Below are 987 nucleotides of genomic sequence, written 5' to 3' on the forward strand. Positions count from 1 at the left end.
GGTGATTCTGTGATGATGGTCGAAGCAGGGAGATTCGGGATGGCGGATCGTGTTCTGGGTCAGTTGAGTCTGGCGGACGGGCTGGCGGCGTCGGACGAGACGATTTTCGACCTGGTATCGAAGGAACTGGACTGGGCACCGATCCGAACATTGCTGGGTCAGCGCAGCGGTCCCGGCTCGGGCAACACCAGCTACCCGGCGGAGGCGCTGGTGCGCTGTCTTTTGCTGGGCGTGTGGCACGGGCTGAGCGATCCGGCATTGGAGGCTCAGATCCGTGACCGGCTGTCGTTTCGCCGCTTTGCCGGCTTCAGCCTTTCGGACCGTACGCCCGATCATTCGACACTGTGGCGCTTCCGCGAGGAACTGACGCGCGAGCGGCTGATCGACAAGGTGTTTGAGGAGATCAACCGCCAGCTGGAGACGAAGGGCCTGATCGTCAAGCGCGGCACCTTAGTCGATGCGACGTTCCTGCAGGCCCGTGGGCGGCCGCCCAAGCAGCCGAAGAAGGGCCACCAGGGCCCGGCCAAGCCGTCGGCCGACAAGGACGCGCGCTGGGGCAAGAAGGGCAACAAGAGCACCTTCGGCTACAAGATGCACATCGGCGCCGACCAGGAGCACACCATGATCCGGCGTGTCGAGGTAAGCGACGCCTCGATCACCGACACCGAGGCGGCCGACAATCTGGTTTGCGGCGATGAGAAGGCGGCCTATGGCGATCAGGCCTACTACACCCATGCCAGGCATGATCGGCTGGCCAAGGCCGGGATCAAGGACCGGCTGATGCGGCGGCCCAACAAGCATCATCCCGAGTTGCCGGCGCGCCAGAAGCTGCGTAACCGGTTGATCGCCAAGGTGCGGGCGGCTGTGGAGCGGCCTTTTGCTGTGTTCAAGGAGCGCTACGGCATGCGGCGCCTGCGCTTCTTCAACCTCGCCGCCAACCGCACGCAATGCATACTAGCCGCCTGCGCCTACAATCTGCGGACCATG

Annotated in this window: 1 protein-coding gene; it reads left to right on the forward strand. The window is 64.2% G+C overall.

The window, feature by feature from the left end:
• Positions 1–39 precede the first annotated feature (39 nt).
• Positions 40–987, forward strand: a 948-nt coding sequence (locus tag NKI67_RS33780; protein ID WP_352649176.1) for an IS5 family transposase, incomplete at its 3' end; no start/stop codon positions are given.

It is taken from the genome of Mesorhizobium sp. M0408, from assembly GCF_040321495.1.
Taxonomy (GTDB): Bacteria; Pseudomonadota; Alphaproteobacteria; order Rhizobiales; family Rhizobiaceae; genus Mesorhizobium.